The organism is Rathayibacter sp. AC182 (genome assembly GCF_979253875.1).
The window spans coordinates 1,080,456-1,097,809 of record NZ_CEEDEK010000005.1 but is presented as its reverse complement, the minus strand read 5'-3'; the positions used below and the strand labels follow the sequence as shown (position 1 = coordinate 1,097,809).

Sequence of the window (17,354 nt, the reverse complement as noted above, 5' to 3'; positions counted from 1 at the left end):
CCCTCCGGACCCTCGAGGACGGCTTCGAGGAGGAGACGGTCGGCGCACTCGCCGCCGCCCTTCCGCACGCGTCCCAGGACGCCTTTCCGCTCCCACCCCACCGATCGACCCCACCGCGGCCGACCCCGAACCTCTCGACGGAACCCGCTCATGAGAATCCGCATCCCCCAGATGATCCAGGCGGAGCTACGCCGCCTCACCGCCACTCCGATGGCCCGCCTCGCGCTGATCGCACTGATGCTCGTGCCGATCCTCTACGGCGGCCTCTACCTCTGGGCCAACCAGGACCCGTACGCGAAGCTCACCGACGTCCCGGTGGCCCTGGTCGTCGACGACACCGGCACGACGGCCGACGACGGCACCGTCACGAACACGGGCGACGAGGTCGCCGACCAGCTCCTCGAGGACCACGCGCTCGACTGGCACCGCGTCTCGTCCGCCGACGCCGCAGCGGGTGCGGACGACGGGACGTACGACTTCAGCGTCACCCTCCCCGCCGACTTCTCCGCCGCGCTGGCCTCGGCGGGGAGCGATGCGCCGCACCGCGCGAGCGTCGTCCTCACCACGAACGACGCCACGAGCTACCTCGCGAGCACGATCGGCGAGCAGGCGGCGAAGACCCTGCGCGCCTCCATCGTCGAGAAGGTGGACGAGGAGGCGGCCGCGCAGTTCCTGGTCGGCCTCGCGACGATCCGCGGCGACCTCACCACCGCGGTCGACGGAGGCACGCAGCTCGTCGACGGCGCCACGACCCTCTCGAGCGGCGCCGCGTCCGCGCAGGCCGGTGCCGGAACCCTGGCCGACGGAGCCGCGCAGCTCGCCGACGGAGCGTCCTCGCTCGCCGACGGCACCGCCTCCCTCGCGGGCGGGGTGCAGCAGCTGGCCGACGGCGGCACCGCGCTCGACTCCGGGCTGCAGCAGCTCCGCACCGCGACCGCCGACCTGCCGGCGCAGACCGCGACCCTCGCCGACGGCGCGGCGCAGGTGGCCGCCGGCGACGCCGCCCTCGCGACGCAGGTCGACGCCGTCGGGGCCGCCTCCCAGCAGGTCGCCGACAGCGTCCCGGTGGTCCGCGGCGACATCGAGGCGAGCCTCCAGGAGTCGGGGGTCGACCCCGCCCGGACCGCCGAGATCCTCGCGCTGCTCGACCCACTGGGCGACGACGCCCTGGCCGCGAACGCGCAGGCGCAGGGCCAGGTCGCCCTGATCGACCGGCTCGCGGGAGGAGCGCAGCAGGTCGCCACCGGCGCGCAGGCGCTCGCCGACGCGACGCCGACCCTCACCGCCGGCATCTCGACCGCCGCCGACGGATCGTCGCAGCTGGCGAGCGGAGCGGCGACCGCCGCGACCGGAGCGCGGTCCGCGGCCGACGGCGCCGCGACCGTCCGCGACGGCGCCGGCTCCCTCCGCGACGGATCGGCGACGCTCCGCGACGGGCTGGGAGATCTCACCACCGGCCTCGACGACCTCACCACGGGTGCCGCGACGCTCCGCGACGGCCTCGGAGGACGGAGTCGTCGCGATCCCCGACCGCTCGGCCGAGCAGCAGGCGGCCCAGGCCTCGGCGATCGCCGATCCGGTCGAGGTCGACCGGAGCGAGGTCGCCTCGGCCGGGACCTACGGCGCCGGCCTCGCCCCGTTCTTCGCGAGCCTCGCCGGCTGGATCGGGATCTACGCGCTGTTCCTCATCGTGAAGCCGGTCTCGCGCCGCGCCATCACCGCCCTGCACTCGCCGATCCGGGTGACCCTCGCCGGCTGGCTGACCCCCGGACTGCTCGGGGTGGTCCAGATGGCCGGGCTGTTCGCGATCATCCTCACTGGCGCTGGGCTTCGACGTCGCGTCGCCGGTCGGCGTCTACGGCGTGATGGCGCTCGCCTCGCTCACGTTCGCCGCGATGATCCTCGCGCTCAACGTCTGGCTCGGCAGCGTGGGGCAGTTCCTCGGCCTCGTGCTGATGGTGGTGCAGCTCGTGACCGCGGGCGGCACCTTCCCCTGGCAGACGCTGCCCGCTCCGCTCGCCGCCCTGCACCACGTGCTGCCGATGGGCTTCGCGACGGACGCCGTCCGGCAGCTGATGTACGGCGGCGACGGCGCAGCGGCGCTGCGCGACTCCTCGTGCTGCTCTGCTGGCTCGCCGGTGGCCTCGCGCTCGCGATGATCGGAGTGGTCCGCATGACGCGGTTCCGCACCCTGCGCGACCTGCAGCCCTCGCTGATCGGCTGATGCGGGGCCTCCGCCCGCACCCTGCGGAGCGGAGGCCCCGCCGATAGCATCGGGGGATGGCGGCACATCGCGGCGAGGTCGAGGCCTGGCTCACGGACATGGACGGCGTGCTCGTGCACGAGAACAAGGCGCTCCCCGGCGCGCCCGAGCTGATCCAGGAGTGGACCGACGCGGGCGTCCCGTTCCTGGTGCTGACCAACAACTCGATCTTCACTCCGCGCGACCTGGCCGCGCGACTGCGCGCCTCGGGCCTGCACGTCCCGGAGGAGCGCATCTGGACGAGCGCGCTCGCCACCGCCGACTTCTGCGCCTCGCAGATGCCCGGCGGCAGCGCCTTCGTGATCGGCGAGGCCGGCATCACGACCGCGCTGCACGAGGCCGGCTTCATCATGACCGAGACCTCCCCCGACTACGTCGTCGTGGGCGAGACCCGCAACTACCTCCTTCGAGGCGATCACCAAGGCGATCCGGCTGATCATCGGCGGCGCCCGCTTCATCGTCACGAACCCGGACGCCACGGGTCCGAGCTCCGAGGGCGTCGCGCCCGCGACGGGGGCGATCGCCGCGCTGATCACGAAGGCGACCGGCAAGGACCCGTACGTGGTCGGCAAGCCGAACCCCATGATGTTCCGCTCGGCGATGAACAAGATCGGCGCGCACAGCGAGAACACCGGCATGATCGGCGACCGGATGGACACCGACATCGTCGCGGGCATCGAGGCCGGTCTGCACACGGTCCTCGTGATGACGGGCATCAGCGATGCGGCCGAGATCGAGCGCTACCCGTTCCGCCCCGATGAGGTGCTCAGCGGCGTCCACGAGCTGCTGTCGGGCGAGCCGCTCGGAGTCGGAGTTCCCGCCGGACGTCGTGGTCCGATCCGGGTCGCGCTCAGAACCGGTCGCGCTCAGAACCGGACGTGCTGCAGCGCGCCAGGCGTGCATCGCGACCGCGGCGGCCGCCGACGCGTTGATCGAGCGCGTCGAGCCGAACTGCGAGATCTCGAGCACGGCCTCGGAGGCGGCGAGCGCCTCCTCCGACAGCCCCGGTCCTCCTGCCCGAACAGCAGCACGCAGCGCTCGGGCAGGGCGAAGAGTCTCGATCGGCACGCACCCGGGCACGTTGTCGATCGCGATGATCGGCAGGCCCTCCTCGCGCGCCCAGTCGACGAGACCGGCGACCGCCTCGTGGTGCTGGACGTGCTGGTAGCGGTCGGTCACCATCGCGCCGCGCTTGTTCCACCGCCGTCTGCCCACGATGTGCACGCCCCGCGCGCCGAATGCGTTGGCGCTGCGCACGATCGAGCCGATGTTCATGTCGTGCTGCCAGTTCTCGACGGCGACGTGGAACGGATGGCGGGTGCGGTCGAGCTCGGCGACGATCGCCTCCATCCGCCAGTAGCGGAAGCGGTCGACGACGTTGCGGGAATCGCCCTTCTCGAGCAGCTCCGGGTCGAGGCGCTCGTCCTGCGGACGCTCGCCGATCCACGGCCCCACGCCGTTCGTCGTGGCCTCGACGGAGGCGGCCGGGCCGGCCTCGCGCGGCGTCTCGTTCTCGTCCACGATCGGCAACCCTACAAGCAGGACACGCTTCGGTGACGAGCGCGCGGGCGCCTTCCGCCACCTCGCCGCGCGGCTCGATACTGGCGCGGGGGCACGACGAGACGGCTCCCGCGAGGAGACCACGATGATCCGCTTCCACCCGGCCCTGCGCGCCACCGCCGTCGCCGGCGCCGTGCTCGCCGTCGCGGGCTGCACTCCGAGCGCACCCGAGCCCACCGCGTCGGGGACCGCACCCGCGCCGTCCACTCCCGCGACGACCCCGACGAGCAGTGCGACGAGCGCTCCCTCGAGCACTCCGACGGCGAGCGGTGCCGCTCCCACCGCTCCGCCGGCCCTGACCGACCTCGTGCTCGACGTCGACGGTCTGCACACCCCGACCCGGCGCGGGCTCGCTGATCCAGGGCGAGCCCGTGCCGGCCGATGCCGGAGGCACCGCCGTCGCGATCGTCGATCCGGACTTCTGCGAGCAGGTCTGGGCGGAGAACGGAGTCGAGCCGATCAGCTCCCCCGCTCGCTGGCTCGCGAACTACCCGCGCGATCCCGCGTCCGAGGCGCTCGGCGGCGCTCCGTTCTGGCCCCTCGTGGACGGGGAGTCCGGTCCCCTGCTCAGCCTGGTCATCGGCAGTCCGTCGATCACCACCGATGAGGGCGTCGGCATCGGCTCGCCCCGCTCCGCCGTCGAGGAGGCGTACGGCGGCACGGCGATCGAGACCCGCTCCGACTCGCCGGACTACGTGGACGCGTACACGCTCGTCGGCGATCGCTCGAGCGTGACCTTCGAGGTGCTGAAGTCGACCGATCTGGTCGTCTTCGCCCACGTGGACGCTCTGACCGAGGCCCCTCGTGCTCTACGCGAGCGACGGGGGCGGCCTACAGCTGCAGGCTCGTCTGAGCCTCAGCCGGCGAGGTGCCGGTGAGCGCGCCGATCAGCTCGCCGCCGCCCGCGCGGTCGACGAAGCAGAAGTAGCGCCGCTCGCCGGCGTCCCACTGCTCCTGGGTGACCGGGAAGGACGCCGAGACCTGGACGTCGCCGTACGCCTCGGCGCCGAGCACGTCGACGGCTCCGGTGGCCTGGCAGAGCGAGGCGACCGAGAGCGCGAGCGTCCCTGGCCGGGGAACGCCTCCTCGGTCAGCTGAGCGGTCGCGACCATCTCGCCGGTGTGCGCGGTGGCGCAGTCGACGACGGTGAACTCCTCGGCCCAGACGGAGTCGAAGGGCTGCAGGCACTCGCCGCCGAGCAGGTCGCTCCACGCGTAGGTGCCGGCGGGCAGCGGTCCGACGGTCGGCAGCTCGGCCGTGGGCTCCGCGGTCGGTGCGGCGCTCGCCTGCTCCGAGGGAGTCGTGGCGGCCGGGCGGGTGCCGAGGCATCGGAGTCGTTCCCCGCCGCGATCCGGTAGCCCACGACCGCGAGCGCGGCGAGCAGCACGACGACGCCGAGCGCGATCAGCCCGATCAGGAGTCGACGACGGCTCCTGGTGCGGTCGGGGAGGGCGCGGCGAGCGCGGTGATGCTGGGCGGCTCGGTGGCCGAGCCGACGGACGCGGCGCTGTCGGACCGAGGAGCCGTGGCGGCGGGCGGTGCCGTCCTCCCTCGCGGGGTCCGCGGGGTCTTCTCGCGAGGCGTCCTCGGGGTCTTCTCGCGAGGCGTGCGCGGCGTCTTCTCGCGCGGCTCCTTGGCGGGCCGGCTGCGAGGGAGTCCTCTCCCGCGCGGCGGGCGCGTTGACGTGAGCCGCGGCGGGCGTGGTGGAGAACGGCTTCCCGTCGTCCGCGGTCCCGGCGGTCGTGGGCGTCGGCGGGGCGTCCGGGTCGGAGGTCTCTCCGGCGTCCGCGCCGTCTCCGCTCGCCTCGGTGCCGGGCTCGGTGGGCTCGAGGTTCCAGGCGAAGGCGGTGCCGCGCCAGAGCTCCTCGTCGCCGCCGTCGTCGTCCGGGTCCTCCTGCGGAGCGACGACGTCCTCCCGCACCGGAGGCTCGTCCCACCCGCCGCGGGGGTCCGGCCAGTGGTAGACGGTGCCGCTCGGAGCGGTGTCGCGCTGCGACGGCGGTGTCGCGCCCTCGGGACGGTCGCCGCGCGGCTCGCGGTGCTCGGGCTCGACGCGGAGCGCGGGCGGCGCGGTCGGCAGATCGCGCGGCGGCTCGGCGACCGGCAGCACCGGACGGGAAGCGGGCGCGCTCCTCCGCCGGGTCGCGGCGGGCGGCGTCGAAGCGGGGCTGCGGGCGCTCGCGCTCGGGGGCCACGGGAGGGACGGGCGCGGGTGCCGGTGCGCTCTCCGGCTGCTGCGCCTGCTCGGGCTCCGGTGAGCGCTCGGGCTCAGGCGGGTGAGCGCTCAGGAGCGGGTGAGCGCTCAGGCTCGGGTGCGTGCTCGGGCTCCGATTCGTGCTCGAGGCTCGGCCTCGCGCTGGTGCTCCGGCTCGTCGCCGGCTTCCGGCTCAGGGCGGCTCTCGTGCTCGGGGGCCGGCGCAGGCTCGGGCGCGCTCAGCGACCCGACGGAGCTCGTCCGGCTCGGCCGCCTGCTCGGCCACGGGGTGGATCTCGGGGTCCTGCTCGGGCGCGGTCTCCGCACCTCCTCCGCGGGCTCGGGCTGCTGGGCCGACTGCAGCGGGGCGGTCGGCTCGAGGACGACCACGGGCTCCGGCGGAGCCGACGCCTCCGCCGCGGCGGGCGGCGGCACCTGCGCGGTCGTCTCCGCAGGGGGCTTCTCCGCGTCGTCCGCGGGCGAGGACTCGGCGCGCTCCGCGGGCTCGGCCGCGTCCTCGCGCTCCGCCGCGTCGGACTCCTCGGGGAGGGCCGCCTCGTCAGGCATCCCGGTCGGCTCGTCCTCGGAGTCCCGAGCCGGCGCGGGAGTCGTCCGGTCGACTCCGGAGCGGCCCTGCCGCGGCGCCTCGAAGATGCTCTTCAGACGCCCGCCGCTGAGCTGCTGCAGCAGCCACTCGCTGCCGCCGGCCTGTCGCTCCTGCTCCTCGGACGCTCCTCGCCCCGGAGTCGCCGCGGCGCGTGCGGTCCCCCTCGTCGACCATCAGCTCAGTCCGAGGTCGGCCAGCCCGATCGCCGCGAAGTACGGGTAGCCCGCGTCCTCGATGATCTCCCGGCGCACCGGTGGCGCGGTCCACGACGACCGCGACTCCGGCGATCTCGGCGCCGACCTTCAGCAGCGCCTCGATCGCCTTCAGCGAGGCCGCCGGTGGTGGAGGTGTCCTCGACGACCACCGCCGCTTGCCCTCGAGATCGGGCCCTCGACCTGACGGCCGCGTCCGTGGTCCTTCGGCTCCCTGCGCACGACGAACGCGTCGTAGGCGAGACTGCGGCGCGGCGCCTGCAGGATCGCCGAGGCGATGGGGTCGGCGCCCATCGTCAGTCCGCCGACGGCGTCGACGCGCTCGATCGGCGCGATGAGGTCGAGCATGACCCGCCCGATCAGGGAGCGACGCGGTGGTCGAGGCTGACGCGGCGCAGGTCGACGTAGTAGCTCGCCTTCTTGCCGCTCGTCAGGGTGAAGTCCCCGTGGAAGACGGCGTCGGAGCCGATGTACTCGATGAGCTGCTGGCGTGCGTCGTTCACAGGGCCACTCTACGGTGCGGTCTCGGCGCCTCCGGGCAGGCCCGCGGGCGAGATCGCAGCGGTCTGCTCCTCGCTCCCCTCCGCGGAACTGCGTCATGTAGAGCTCGTAGTAGGCGCCCCGACGGCGCAGCAGCTCGTCGTGCGCGCCCTGCTCGACGATGCGCCCCGCCTCCATCACGAGGATCGTGTCGGCGTCGCGGATCGTCGAGAGGCGGTGGGCGATGACGAAGGACGTGCGGTCGGTGCGCAGCGCGGCCATGGCGTGCTGCACCAGGAGCTCGGTCCGGGTGTCGACGGAGGACGTGGCCTCGTCGAGGATCAGCAGCGAGGGATTGGCGAGGAACGCGCGGGCGATCGTGATCAGCTGGCGCTCACCCGCCGACACGCTCCCTCCGTCGGCGTCGAGGACGGTGTCGTAGCCGTCGGGCAGCTGCTGCACGAAGCGGTCGACCATGGTGGCGCGCGCCGCGTCGGCGATCTCGTCGTCGGTCGCGTCGAGTCGGCCGTAGCGGATGTTCTCGCGGATGGTGCCCTGGAAGAGCCAGGCGTCCTGGAGCACCATGCCCACCCGCGAGCGGAGGTCGCCGCGGGCGAGGCGGGTGATGTCGACTCCGTCGAGCAGGATGCGGCCGCCGGTGAGCTCGTAGAAGCGCATCACGAGGTCACGAGGGTCGTCTTGCCCGCGCCGGTCGGGCCGACGATCGCGACGGTCTGGCCCGGCTGCGCCGAGAACGAGAGGCCCTCGATGAGCGGCTGCTCCGGGTCGTACGAGAACGAGACGTCCTGGAACTCGACGTGGCCGTCGGTCCGCTCGGGCAGCGAGTCGGTGATCGTCTCGGGGTCCTGCTCGTCGGCGTCGAGCAGCTCGAAGGTGCGCTCGGCCGAGGCGACGCCCGACTGCAGCATGTTGGCCATGCTCGCGAGCTGCGTGACGGGCTGGGTGAACTCGCGGGAGTACTGGATGAAGGCGGTGGCGTCTCCGAGGGTGAGCTGGCCCGAGGCCACGCGCAGCCCGCCGACGACGGCGATCAGGACGTAGGAGAGGTACGAGACGAAGGTCATCGCGGGCATGATCATGCCCGAGACGAACTGGGCGCCGAACGAGGCGCTGTAGAGGTCGTCGTTGCGACGGTCGAACTCCTCGAGCATCTCGCGGTCGCGACCGAAGGCGCGCACGATCTCGAGGCCCGAGAACGACTCCTCGATGTGGCCGTTCAGCGCGCCGGTGTTCTTCCACTGGGCGGCGAACAGCTTCTGCGAGCGGGCGCCGATGACCCCGGCGATGATGCCCGACAGCGGCAGCGAGATCAGCGCGATCAGCGCGAGCTGCCACGAGACGATGAACATCATCGCGGCGATGCCGATGATCGTCAGCACCGACTGGACGAGCTGCGAGAACGCCTGCTGCAGGGCGGTCTGGATGTTGTCGACGTCGTTCGTGACGCGCGACATCACGTCGCCGCGCTGCCGGGTGTCGAAGTAGCGCAGCGGCAGGCGGTTGAGGCTTGGCCTCGATGTCCTGGCGCAGGCCGTAGACGACGCGCATCACGAGCCCGTTGAGGAGGAAGCCCTGCGCCCACATGAGGACGGAGGCGACCACGTACATCAGCAGCACGATGATGATGAGCCGGCCGAGCACGACGAAGTCGATGCCCTGCCCGGGCACGATGTCGGTCTTGGAGAGCATGTCGGCGAAGGTGCCGTTGCCCGAGGCCCGCTGCTGCTCGATGATCTGCTCGAGCGGCACTCCTGCGGGCAGCTGCGAGCCGATCACGCCGTTGAAGATCGTGTCCATCGCCTGGCCGAGGATCTTCGGCGCGATGACGGTGAGGACGACCGACGCCGAGACCAGGGCGACGACCACGATCATCCGGGCCTTCTCTGGGCCGAGGAGGCTGAACAGCCGCTTGGCCGAGGGCCAGAAGTGCTGGGCCTTGCGGGCGGGCGGGCCGTCGCCGAACATGCCGCCGTCGGCCTCGCCGGGCTCGAACTCGGGGGCGAGCGACTCCGGCTCGGTCGGCTGCTCCTGCGCGGTGTCGCGGACGCGTGCCATCTCAGGCCACCCCTTCGGTGCTCAGCTGCGATTCGACGATCTCGCGGTAGGTCGCGTTCGTCTCGAGGAGGTCGTCGTGGGTGCCCCTGCCGACGACGCGGCCGGCGTCGAGGACCACGATCTGGTCGGCGTGGCGGATGGTGGAGACGCGCTGGGCGACGATGATCACCGTCGCGTCGGTGGTCGCCGCCGCGAGCGACTCGCGCAGCCTCGCGTCGGTCGCCACATCGAGCGCCGAGAAGGAGTCGTCGAAGAGGTAGACGCGGGGACGGGCCACGAGCGCCCGCGCGATGCGCAGGCGCTGGCGCTGGCCGCCGGACACGTTCGTGCCGCCCTGCGACACCGGCTCGTCGAGCCCGTGCTCCTTGCCGCGGACGAAGTCCTCGCCCTGGGCGATGCGCAGCGCCTCCCACAGCTCGGCGTCGGTGGCGTCGGGGCGGCCGAAGCGGAGGTTCGAGGCGATCGTGCCCGAGAAGAGGTAGGGGCGCTGCGGGACGAGGCCGATGACCTCGGCGAGCTGGGCGCGGTCGAGCGACGAGACGGGCACGCTGTCGATCGTCACCGACCCCTCCTGCGGGTCGAACAGGCGGGGCACGAGACCGAGCAGCGTCGTCTTGCCGGCGCCGGTGGAGCCGACGATCGCGGTCGTGCGGCCGGGCTCGGCGACGAGGTCGACTCCCGAGAGCACGGGGCGCTCGGCGCCGGGGTAGCCGAAGACGACGTCGCGGAACTCGACGCGGCCGAGGGTCGGCGTGACCGCTCCCCCCTCGGGGTTCGTGAGGCTCGTGCGGGTGCCGAGCACCTCGTCGATGCGCTCGGCGCAGACGACGGCCCTCGGGATCATCATCACCATGAAGACGCCCATCATCACCGCGGTGAGGATCTGGAGCAGGTACTGGAGGAACGCCGTCAGCAGGCCGATCCTGCACCGGCATCACGTCCACGCGCTGCCCGCCGAACCAGAGGACGGCGGCCGTGGCGAGGTGCAGGATCATCATGATCGCCGGGAACATCAGCACGAAGATGTTGCCGACCTTGATCGACACCTCGGTGATCGCGGCGTTCGCGCGGCGGTAGCGCTCGGACTCGAAGGGCTCGCGCACGAAGGCTCGGACCACGCGGATGCCCGTGATCTGCTCGCGCAGCACGCCGTTGATGCCGTCGATGCGGTCCTGCATGAGGCGGAACAGCGGCAGCAGGAGGAAGACCGAGCACGCCGACCACGACGAACAGCACCGGCACCGAGACCCAGACCAGCCACGAGAGGCCCACGTCCTCGCGGAGGGCGAAGACGATGCCTCCGATGCACATGATCGGCGTCGACACCATGAAGTTGAGGGTCATCAGGACCAGCATCTGGACCTGCTGCACGTCGTTCGTGCCGCGGGTGATGAGGGTGGCGGTGCCGAAGCGGCCGACCTCGAGCCCGCTCAGCGAGTCGACGCGGCGGTAGACGTCGCGGCGCAGGTCGCGGCCGACGGCCATGGCGGTGCGGGCGCCGAAGTACACGCCCCCGATCGCGGTGACGACCTGCACGAGGCAGACGACGAGCATGGTCATGCCCGTGGCCCAGATGAAGTCGGTGTCGCCGGTGCCGATGCCCTGGTCGATGATCTCGGCGTTGAGGCTCGGCAGGTAGAGCGCCGCGAGGGTCGAGATCAGCTGCAGCACCACGACCGCGACGATCCACCGGGAGTAGGGCTTCGCGTAGGACGACGCGAGTCGGAGCAGGATCACGGGGTTCCTCGAGACGGCTGGAGCGGGCGGGAGCGGGGACGGCCACGGGAACGGCTCGGGCGGATCGACGGCGGATCCGCCGGAACGGCCGCCTGGTCGGAGTCGGGCGGGGAGGCGGGCCGCGGGCGGCGGCGCGGGGACGACGCGGGGCGCCGATCGGGACGGCGCAAGACAACCATCGACCACCGACACCGGTTCCGCAATCCGCCGGACGGATGACCGGAGCGCGGGGGACGGCCGCCGTCCGCACCGTGCTGTCGGCGGCGGCTCCTACACTTCGAGGATGCGCATCGCCACGTGGAACGTGAACTCCATCCGGGCCGCACGGGCCGCGTCGTCGACTGGCTGGTCCGCGAGGACGTCGACGTCCTCGCCATGCAGGAGCTCAAGTGCAAGCCCGAGCAGTTCCCGCACGAGGCCTTCGCCGAGGCGGGGTACCGCGTCGAGATGGCGGGGATCAGCCAGTGGAACGGCGTCGGCATCGCCTCGCGCCTGCCGATGGAGGACGTGCGGATCGGCTTCCCCGGCATGCCCGGCTTCGCCAAGGCCCCCGCCGAGGACGGCACCCTCCCCTCGAGGCGCGGGCGATCGGCGCGACCGTCGACGGCGTGCGCGTCTGGAGCCTCTACGTGCCCAACGGCCGCGCGGTCGGCGACCCGCACTACTTCTACAAGCTCGAGTGGTTCGCCGCGCTCGAGGCGAGCACCCGCGAGTGGCTCGCCGCCGAAGCCGACCTGCCGCTGGCGCTGATGGGCGACTGGAACGTCGCTCCGCTCGACAGCGACGTCGGCGACCCGACGCTGGGCCCCGGATCCGCACGTCTCGCCGCCGGAGCGCGAGGCCTTCGCCGCCTTCAAGGCCGCCGGGCTGCACGACGTCGTGCGCCCGCTCGTCCCCGAGGGCTACACCTACTGGGACTACAAGCAGCTGCGCTTCCCGCGCAACGAGGGGCTCCGGATCGACTTCGTGCTCGGCTCGCACGCGTTCGGCGAGCTCGTCACGGGCGCCTCGATCCACCGCGACGAGCGCAAGGGCGACGCCCTGAGCGATCACGTCCCCGTGGTGGTCGACCTCGATCTCGAGACGACCCTCGACGACGACCGCCCGATGATCTTCTGACCGTGGCCTCCTCGAAGAAGAAGCGGGCGCGCGCGGCCGCGAGCGGCTCGTCCTCCGCCCGTCCGACCGCATCCCGGACACCGGCCGCGCGGCCGGCACCGCGCCCGGGTCCGGCCGGTCGCGCGCACGACGAGCTGCGGACGGACGCCTACCGCACCGTCCGGGAGGTGGTCGCGGCCGGGCGGCCGCTGCGCCGCCGCTGGGACCTCGTGCTCTCGATCCTCGGCTGCCTCGCGCTGGGCCTGGTGGCGATCGTCCTCGGCTACCTCGCCGCCGTGCTCGTCGGTGTTCCCCGCGCAGTGCGAGGGGCAGAACATCGCGTGCGACTACGACCGCATCGACTGGGGCGTCTCGCTCGCCCTCCTCGGTCCGCCGATCCTGACGCTGATCGCCGTGGCCGTGACGGTCGTGCGCTACCTCGCTCGGACGCCGGGCCTGGTGGGTCCCGCTCGTCGGCCTCGCCCTGTGCTTCGGCGCGGCGCTGCTCGCCTCGTGGCTGGTCACCAGCTCGATCCGGGATCGGCGCTGGTCTGACGCGAGGGCTGCCTCCGCGCCGGGATGCGGGGCGGTAGCGGGTCTGGAGACGCCCCTGCGGGGCTGCTCGACCAGCAGGCTGACCGTCCGGCCGCAGAGGGCGCGACCGGTCAGCCGACGCAGCTCGGGTCGTCCTGGAGCGTGACCTCGGTCGAGTTGATCATCGGGGTGACGCGGACGGCCTGCTCGCCGTACTCGCCCGCCTGGGCCGCCGTGAAGGTGACCGTGGCGGTGTCGGACTCGCCGGGCGAGAGCTGCACCGCGATCTTCGAGACCGGTCGCCCAGAGGTCGTCCGTCGTCTGCACGACGGTGCCGAGCCCGGAGGCCCAGGTCGCGCCGGTCACGCTCGTGCCGGGAGGGCCGTAGACGTAGACGTTGGTCACGAAGTCGCCGAGCGGGAACCTGTTGCCGCCGTTCGCCGCGACGTAGGGCGGCAGGGTGCGCGCGCCACCTTCTCGGTGATCGTGTTGGTCAGCGTGACCTGCGTGGTGAAGGTCGCTCCGAGGCGGCGCAGCGGTTCGCGCTCGCCTGCGTCACCGCCGTGTCGAGGTAGTAGTCCATCTTCGAGCCGATCGACGCGTCCTGGAAGAAGACGCCGGTGGTGGTCGTGTCGGTGTTCGCGGTGGGCAGGATGCCCGCGATGGGCGTCGGAGCGAGGAGGGCCTGCTCGTCGGGGTCGGTGCTGTACGCGAGGATGCGGCTCTCGCCGACCGCCTTGACGATCGCCGGCAGCATGCGCGTCGGCTCCATCTCGCCGCCGAGGATCTTCCCGAGGATCGTGGCGCTCGCCTCCGAGAAGAACTCGTCGGTCTGCTCGCCGACCGTCTCGGCCGGGTGGCGGAAGTAGATCTTGTTCAGGAGCGTCGAGACGGTGTTCTCGCTCGTCAGCTCCGTGCCGTCGGTGAGCACCACCGGGCCGGTCGAGTCGAGCAGGTACGAGAGCGCGACCGGGTCGATCGCCAGCACTCCGTCGATCTTCTGGTCGAGGAACTTCTGGGCCCAGAACTGCGTCGCGATGGACGACGCGGTCGGGAAGTCGGGCCGGCTCGTCGACACGTTGAAGGTCGTGGCGAGGTTGCCGCCGAAGGTGTCGAGCGCGCTCTGATCGACGTCCACCGACTCCAGCCCGCGGAAGTCCTGGCTGGACTGCTGCTCCGTGATCGAGATCGCTCCGCCGTCGGCCTGCAGCAGCATGACCGAGGAGGCGCCGCCTCCGAGAGCCTGCGCCTCGGCGAGGTTCTGGAACATGACGAGGTAGTTGCGGGGCCCGTTCGCCCCGAGCGCGTCGGGCAGGATCGCCGTGATCGGCTGCACCTGGTCCATCGCCTTCGTGGCGGTCTCGAGCTGCGGAGCGAAGGCGTCGAGGGCCGAGGCGACCTGCGGCGCGAGGGCGCCGCGGTCGATCGCCTCGACGCGCGCCTGCGACTCGTCGACGACCTGCTTCGCGACGTCGATCTTGGCCGACAGGTCGGTGATCGCGGCGATGTCGACACGGCCGTCGACCGGCTTCAGCACGTCGAGCGAGGTGCCCGAGAGCGGAGTGACGATCTTGCCCGACACGTCGTCGGCGATCTCGGTCGCGGCGCGGACTGCGGAGAGGTTGGGCCCGAGGATCGGCACGATCTCCATCACGCGCCACACGCCGTCGTCGGTCTCGTCGCGCGCCTCGCCGGTGAGGGTCGCGATCTGACCCGCCGTCGCCTCGGCTCCCGCGGTGTCGAATCCGGTGAGCTGGTCGGCGACCTGCGAGACGAGCGGGATGGCGGAGGTGAGCTTGGCGCGGACCGTCATCGCCTTGTCGTACGTCTGGACGGCCAGGAGCACCGCGACGATCGCGCCGATCACGAGGACCAGCAGGATGCTCAGCGTGATCCAGAGGCCGCGGCGACGGCGGCGGGGCTGTCCGGAGGCGCGGCGAGAGGATCGTCGTGGTGCTCATTCGAGAGAGCCTAGGCGACGGCCACCGCGACGGGTCGGGCTGGGCGCGTTCGCGTCAACCCAGGAGGAGGGACACGGCGATGAGCACGGGAACGGCCGCGACAGTGCTCACCAGGGCCGTGTCCCGCGCCACGGCGACTCCGCGGTCGTAGCGCGTCGCGAAGTTGAAGATGTTCTGCGCGGTGGGGAGCGCGGCGGTCACGGTGACCGCGAAGAGGTGCTCGGCGTCGAGCTGGAAGACGAAGCGCCCCAGACTCCACGCCACCGCCGGCATCACGAGCGACTTCAGCGTCGACGCGACGACGACCTCGATCCGCGCGGGACCCGCCTCCAGCGGCCGCTGCCCGCGCAGCGACATGCCGAAGGCCATGAGGACCAGCGGGATCGACGCGTTGCCGATGATCGAGAACGGCTCGAGCACGGGGGCCGGCACATCGACCCCCGTGACGGCGACGAGCAGGCCGAGCCCGGACGCGATGATCATGGGGTTCCGCAGCGGCTGGGTCAGGATCGCGCCGACCGAGGTGCGCCCGCTCGTCGAGATGTCGAGCACGGTGAGGATCGTCGGCGCGAGCAGGAGCAGCTGCAGCAACAGGGTCGGAGCCACCCACTGCGGGTCGCCCAGGACGTAGATGGCCACGGGCAGCCCGATGTTGTTGGCGTTGACGTAGGAGGAGGACGCCGTGCCGATCACGGTCTCGGGCAGCGGCCGGCGGAAGAAGAGGCGCGAAGCGAGCACGTAGACCGCCGCCACGAGCAGCACCGTGCAGAGCGACACCAGGAGGAAGGAGGAGAAGAGCACCGTGACGTCGGCCCTCGAGAGCACCGTGAACAGCAGAGCGGGGGTCGTCACGAAGAAGGCGATGCGGGAGAGGACCAGGCGGCCCTCGGGAGGCACCAGGCCGAAGCGGGCGATCAGGTAGCCGACGGCGATGATCACGCCGATGATCGCGAATCCGGTGAGCACTCCCTCCACGGCGTCCTCCGTCCCTCGGGCGAGCGGGCGGCTCGCAGGCGTCCCTCCGGCCTAGGGTCGGGTGCCGTTGCACCCCGACGGGGCCGGGCCTACGGTGGCCGCATGCCGCATCTCGACGTCCCCGGCGCGAGCCTCCACTGGGAGGCGGACGGCCACGCCTCCTCCCCGCGCTTGCTGCTGGTGCACGCCGGCATCGCCGATCTGAGGATGTGGGACCCGATCGTCCCGGCCCTGGCCGAGGACCATCTCGTCGTGCGCCTGGACTCCCGCGGCTTCGGCGGCACACGACGGACGACGTCGACTTCGACGAGCGGGCCGACCTCCTCGCGGTGCTCGAGCACCTGGGCGTGGAGCGCGCCGCCGTCATCGGCTGCTCGCGGGGCGGATCCGCAGCGCTCGACCTCGCGATCGCCCATCCCGACCGGGTGAGTGCGCTCCGTCGCGATCTGCCCGGGTGTCGGCGGCTTCCCGTATCCGGAGCTGACCGCGCGGGAGGACGCCCTCTTCGACGAGATCGACGCCCTGCTGACGCGCGGCGACCACGAGCTGGTCGCCCGGCGGGAAGCGGAGCTGTGGGCCTTCGGGCCGGAGCGCTCCGCGGACTCGCTCGATGCGTCCTTCGTCGAGGCCGTGCAGGAGCTCGCGCGCGGCCGCGCGGGCCACGAGCACGAGAAGCCCCGGCCGATCCCGCTCGAGCCGCCCGCCTACGACCGGGTGGTCGATCTGGCGCTGCCGGCGCTGATCGTGGTGGGCGCGCACGACCTCTCGGAGTCGTTCCCCGTGCACGAGTACCTCGCCGAGACGATCCCCGGCGCCGACTCCTGCGTCTTCGACGAGGCGGCACCTGCCCAGCGTCGAGCGGCCGGAGGAGTTCCTCGCGGTCCTGCGGCCGTGGCTCGCCGCTCACGGGGTGTGAGCGCCGCGCGACGCCGGCGGGTCGGGCGGCGCTCGCCCTCGGGGCCCGGTGAACACGATCCCGCGTGCTCAGCTCGGCTCGACCGCACGATCGGGCCGAGCTCGAGCGCTCATCCGCCCTAGGCGACCGCCGCCAGATCGAACGCCCAGTCGGCCCAGAGGCTCGGCGGATCGCCCTTCTCGACGATGTCGACGCGGTCGAAGCCGACCTCGACGCAGATCGCGCCGTCCTCCGCGTCGTCCGTGCGCACGAACGCGTGCACGAAGCGGGGCAGCGGGAACGCCGCGGCCTCGTCGAGCAGCAGGCGCACAGAGCGCGCGGCCACGCCGCGTCCCCTCGCCTCGGGAGCGAGGCTCCAGGCCGTCTCGTACGCGACGATGCCGCGAGTGGCCGTACCAATAGCCGATGGAGCCGACGCGGTCGCCGTCGAGCTCGATCGCGTAGAAGAAGGCGGTGCCCTCGGCCCAGCCGCGCAGGTAGCGGTCGTGCAGGGTTCCGTCCTCGTCGTGCCCACGACCCGTGTCGGACTCCGCGCGGGTGACGCGGGTGCGGCGGTGCCCGCCTGCGGCCAGGGCAGCAGGCGGAGGGTCGAGGAGTGCTGATCGATGCTGACTGTGCTGTGGTCGCTTCCGGGTTCGGGTCCCGTCACGCGCTCCGATCCTCTCTCTCAGGATGGCTCGTCGGCCGTGCTCCTCCGCCAGGTGTTCGGAGTGGCCGGTCGATCCGATGGGCCGCACTCGG

10 protein-coding genes and 8 pseudogenes are annotated in these 17,354 nt (G+C 72.5%); 7 read left to right on the top strand and 11 right to left on the bottom strand.

Going from position 1 to position 17,354, the window contains the following annotated elements:
- Positions 1-156 precede the first annotated feature (156 nt).
- Positions 157-2,224, top strand: a pseudogene (locus tag AC0CII_RS16735) (YhgE/Pip family protein).
- A 56-nt stretch (positions 2,225-2,280) separates the two neighbouring features.
- Positions 2,281-3,067 (top strand): annotated as a pseudogene (locus AC0CII_RS16730) (HAD-IIA family hydrolase); the annotation flags it as partial.
- Between the two features lie 153 nt (positions 3,068-3,220).
- Here AC0CII_RS16730 and AC0CII_RS16725 read toward each other — a convergent pair.
- A pseudogene (locus tag AC0CII_RS16725) lies at positions 3,221-3,538 on the bottom strand (TrmH family RNA methyltransferase); the annotation flags it as partial.
- A gap of 656 nt (positions 3,539-4,194) precedes the next feature.
- Here AC0CII_RS16725 and AC0CII_RS16720 point away from each other — a divergent pair.
- Complete coding sequence (locus AC0CII_RS16720) at positions 4,195-4,701, top strand: hypothetical protein (RefSeq protein ID WP_465230088.1); 507 nt, start codon at positions 4,195-4,197, stop codon at positions 4,699-4,701.
- Here the strand turns inward: AC0CII_RS16720 and AC0CII_RS16715 are convergent.
- From AC0CII_RS16715 to AC0CII_RS16690, 6 genes and pseudogenes are all read right to left on the bottom strand, one after another.
- Positions 4,655-4,837, bottom strand: a complete 183-nt coding sequence (locus AC0CII_RS16715; RefSeq protein ID WP_465230087.1) for a hypothetical protein — start codon at positions 4,835-4,837, stop codon at positions 4,655-4,657. The two genes, AC0CII_RS16720 and AC0CII_RS16715, sit on opposite strands and share 47 nt — an antisense overlap.
- Before the next feature lie 76 nt (positions 4,838-4,913).
- Positions 4,914-5,933 (bottom strand): hypothetical protein, encoded by a 1,020-nt coding sequence (locus AC0CII_RS16710; RefSeq protein ID WP_465230086.1) that lies wholly within the window; start codon positions 5,931-5,933, stop codon positions 4,914-4,916.
- 192 nt (positions 5,934-6,125) lie between these two features.
- Entirely contained in the window at positions 6,126-6,584 is a 459-nt protein-coding gene (locus tag AC0CII_RS16705; protein ID WP_465230085.1) for a hypothetical protein, read from the bottom strand.
- 213 nt (positions 6,585-6,797) lie between these two features.
- A pseudogene (pyrE, locus tag AC0CII_RS16700) lies at positions 6,798-7,339 on the bottom strand (orotate phosphoribosyltransferase).
- 64 nt (positions 7,340-7,403) lie between these two features.
- Positions 7,404-9,392, bottom strand: a pseudogene (locus AC0CII_RS16695) (ABC transporter ATP-binding protein); the annotation flags it as partial.
- Between the two features lies 1 nt (position 9,393).
- Positions 9,394-11,126: pseudogene (locus tag AC0CII_RS16690) on the bottom strand (ABC transporter ATP-binding protein).
- A gap of 286 nt (positions 11,127-11,412) precedes the next feature.
- Between AC0CII_RS16690 and AC0CII_RS16685 the strand changes: the two are divergent.
- Positions 11,413-12,248 (top strand): annotated as a pseudogene (locus tag AC0CII_RS16685) (exodeoxyribonuclease III).
- A 285-nt stretch (positions 12,249-12,533) separates the two neighbouring features.
- Positions 12,534-12,782, top strand: a complete 249-nt coding sequence (locus AC0CII_RS16680) for a hypothetical protein (RefSeq protein ID WP_465230084.1) — start codon at positions 12,534-12,536, stop codon at positions 12,780-12,782.
- Positions 12,783-12,892: 110 nt separating this feature from the next.
- Here AC0CII_RS16680 and AC0CII_RS16675 read toward each other — a convergent pair whose 3' ends face one another.
- The 3 genes from AC0CII_RS16675 to AC0CII_RS16665 all read right to left on the bottom strand — a co-directional run bounded on the left by AC0CII_RS16675 (position 12,893) and on the right by AC0CII_RS16665 (position 15,697).
- Entirely contained in the window at positions 12,893-13,042 is a 150-nt protein-coding gene (locus AC0CII_RS16675; protein WP_465230083.1) for a hypothetical protein, read from the bottom strand.
- A 212-nt stretch (positions 13,043-13,254) separates the two neighbouring features.
- A complete protein-coding gene (locus AC0CII_RS16670) occupies positions 13,255-14,628 on the bottom strand; it encodes a DUF4012 domain-containing protein (RefSeq protein ID WP_465230082.1) in 1,374 nt (457 codons plus the stop codon).
- 148 nt (positions 14,629-14,776) lie between these two features.
- The gene (locus tag AC0CII_RS16665; RefSeq protein WP_465227046.1) at positions 14,777-15,697 is read right to left on the bottom strand and encodes an AEC family transporter; all 921 of its coding nucleotides are present in this window, start codon (positions 15,695-15,697) and stop codon (positions 14,777-14,779) included.
- 209 nt (positions 15,698-15,906) lie between these two features.
- Here AC0CII_RS16665 and AC0CII_RS16660 point away from each other — a divergent pair.
- Together AC0CII_RS16660 and AC0CII_RS16655 are read left to right on the top strand one after the other, a co-directional pair.
- A pseudogene (locus tag AC0CII_RS16660) lies at positions 15,907-16,074 on the top strand (hypothetical protein); the annotation flags it as partial.
- Between the two features lie 52 nt (positions 16,075-16,126).
- A complete protein-coding gene (locus AC0CII_RS16655; protein ID WP_465231120.1) occupies positions 16,127-16,735 on the top strand; it encodes a hypothetical protein in 609 nt (202 codons plus the stop codon).
- On the opposite strand, the gene AC0CII_RS16650 is transcribed toward AC0CII_RS16655, so the two are convergent.
- The gene (locus AC0CII_RS16650) at positions 16,732-17,262 is read right to left on the bottom strand and encodes a hypothetical protein (RefSeq protein ID WP_465230081.1); all 531 of its coding nucleotides are present in this window, start codon (positions 17,260-17,262) and stop codon (positions 16,732-16,734) included. The two genes, AC0CII_RS16655 and AC0CII_RS16650, sit on opposite strands and share 4 nt — an antisense overlap.
- Between the last annotated feature and the right edge of the window lie 92 nt (positions 17,263-17,354).

Coding starts and splice junctions, on each gene's coding strand:
- AC0CII_RS16705 (WP_465230085.1), bottom strand. CDS start 6,584: ATGCCTGACGAGGCGGCCCTCCCCGAGGAGTCCGACGCGGCGGAGCGC.